The sequence below is a fragment of the Cupriavidus sp. UYPR2.512 genome (assembly GCF_000379565.1).
In the GTDB taxonomy this organism is placed as follows: Bacteria; Pseudomonadota; Gammaproteobacteria; order Burkholderiales; family Burkholderiaceae; genus Cupriavidus.
In genome coordinates, this window is the sequence record NZ_KB903002.1 from 1 (window position 1) to 2,524 (window position 2,524).

Consider the following 2,524-nt stretch of genomic DNA (forward strand, 5'->3'; position numbering starts at 1 on the left):
TCCGGTGCCCGGCGCACCTGCGCCTCGAACAACGTGTGGATGCACTGCTGCGACGGATACGCCGCCTGCGTCCGGTTCAACTCCTCCAGCAGATATGACCGCTCGTTAGCCGACAGCAGCTCAAATTTCCCCACCGGTTGCCGCGCGTTGGCCAATGCAGCGGAAAGCAAACTTTCTATATGCCTTGTGATACGTTCAATTTGCTCATTTCCGATGCGACTGGCATCAAAGTGCCAGCACAAGCTCGCATCCTGAGTGCAAATCTCCAATGACAGGACTCTGCCGGGCCGAACTCGATTACCAGCCGGGATGCTCGGTGTATCTTCGCTGCAATCCCCAGTGGTCGCGATACCGATCGGCCAAGGCTGCTCCAACCCAAGCTCTTTAACCTGTTGGAGCGTGGGATGGCGCGCGACAAGATCTCGCGGAAAACTATCGTGCTTCTGCAACCGAATGCACTCATCCTCCACTGCTTTACGAACATCCGCGAATTCGCTATCGGGATCAATCGTAACTTCCATCGGCACAACTGAGCTAACGAGGGACTTCATGCCTTCTGGACCACCTCGCTTCTCATTGGTGATCGGCGCCCAACCTAGCTGGAGATCTATGCCCCCCGTTACGCGAGCGACATAGATCAGCCAAGCTGTCATCAATGACTCAACACGCTCGGTCGACGGGAAATATTTCAGCGCATCCAAGATGAACTTCGGACTGGTTCGCCATTCCGGTACAGATTCCTTGCGCGAAGAAGTAAAACAGCTGATATCCGGTGCTCTGAATTTCTCGAGCCTACACCTCCAGAACTCTTCCCGGGGTGCGAGTCGCTCCATCTGCGCTCTAATCGCCGCCGCAGCAGCATCGTCTATCACAGGCAAACGATCACCGATGCTAAGGCGGTAGTGCTTGGCAATATCTATGGCGTTCGCGCGCTTTCCAGCTACATCTCCGAAAAATACATCTATGTCCTCCGTTTTCGTCGATACACGCCAAGAATCTCTATCGATTTCTATCAATGATCCCGATTGCAATTCGGAACATTGATTAAGAACTCTTGCTGACTCAACAGTAAGAAAACCATCAGCCGTGAGGATTTTTGCCGAGCCAAGCGGATTTGCATGATATGCCCCGAAACTTAGCGCTCGAGCCATTGCTGAAATATCTCGCGCAGGTCTATCCCATCGCAAACAACCTGCAGCATCCGGCCGACGCCATCTAGGGAAATAGCTCCTATCCTCTGATTTCTGACGAATGCCACCCCTCTTTCCCATTTTTAATATGGAAAGAAGCTCCATAAATCCAACAATGGCAGACTCATAGCATCTTAGGTTGAGTGTCAAAGCCGTATCGGAAGTTTCAATCGACACTTCTTTTTGAACGACCAAATCACCCGTATCGATGCCCTCCTCCACAAGGTGCCACGAAATTGCAAATTCCCTTTCATGAGCCAGTAGTGCCCAAGATGTCGCGTGCACTCCTGCATACCTTGGTAACGGGCCATCATGATAGTTGTAAGCTCCTCGGCGCAATTTGCGGACCAAGTCTATGGGCAACAACAACGGATTCGCAATGGAGAACAGAAGATCTACGTCCCTCTGTCCGATCAGTTCCGTAAGCCCATCTATACTGCTCAGACGTGGTATTCCTTCCCGCAAAGTCCAGTTAGAGAACACATCGTCTGTACTCAGCACGGCACAAATCTCACATCCGGCTTGCAGTGCGAGCTGGGCGCACCTGATAGCTAAAGTACCACCTCCAACAAACACGCTTACACCACCTCTCAAGCAATCTTTTCTTTGCTCCGAAGTATCAGATGTGAGGTGGTTTATTTTCATGTCAGATGGAGGAAATTTTTACTAAAATAATATTACTCATCTTCGCTATAGAATATTCTAAGCAATCGGCATGCTGCGAACTCTTCGGATGATTGCGAGAACACGTCATAAAGAAATTTTATAATTCATCAACACTCCCCACGAACAAGGCGCATCCGCACGACGACACCCGGGGGCGCTGCAACAAGCGGAGAGCTTTGGATTCCGGGTTCGAAGAAGCGCCCTGTGGACGCCACCTCCAGATGCAGATATTTATTTGTAGTTGGGCAATTTTGCAACTACGATTCGCTATTCCAGATTCTCATCCTGTATTTGTAAAATATTCATCTGAATTCCTTATTTTCAAAATCTTCGCTCGACAGGGTAGCTGCCGTTAATCATACCGATGAGTCGAATCGAATCTACCACCCGATCCACCGGGGGGCGTCCACATAAGCGTTTCCCTAAGCTGTGCATGTTGGTTTGAGTGTTACGCCAATATTGCAAAGCTGACTCCGGTTGCGCGAAGTTTCATTCGGATATACGAAGCTGGCTATTCCTGTCGCTCCCCCAAAAAATCCAAATCGCGGGTCTACGCCCGGACCTCAAAAACTTTGGTTCGTCAGGAAAAAGTGTGGGTTGACGAAGGCTCAGGAAGATTGCCAAGTGCATGATATGGCTCTGGTGCAAATAGCGCGGGGGCGAATCGG

General features: G+C 50.4%; 1 protein-coding gene. It reads right to left on the minus strand.

What is annotated here, in order from left to right:
• Nucleotides 1-1,691: formyltransferase family protein (locus A3A5_RS43385; RefSeq protein WP_304412938.1), on the minus strand; the 1,691-nt coding region annotated here is incomplete at its 3' end.
• Between the last annotated feature and the right edge of the window lie 833 nt (nt 1,692-2,524).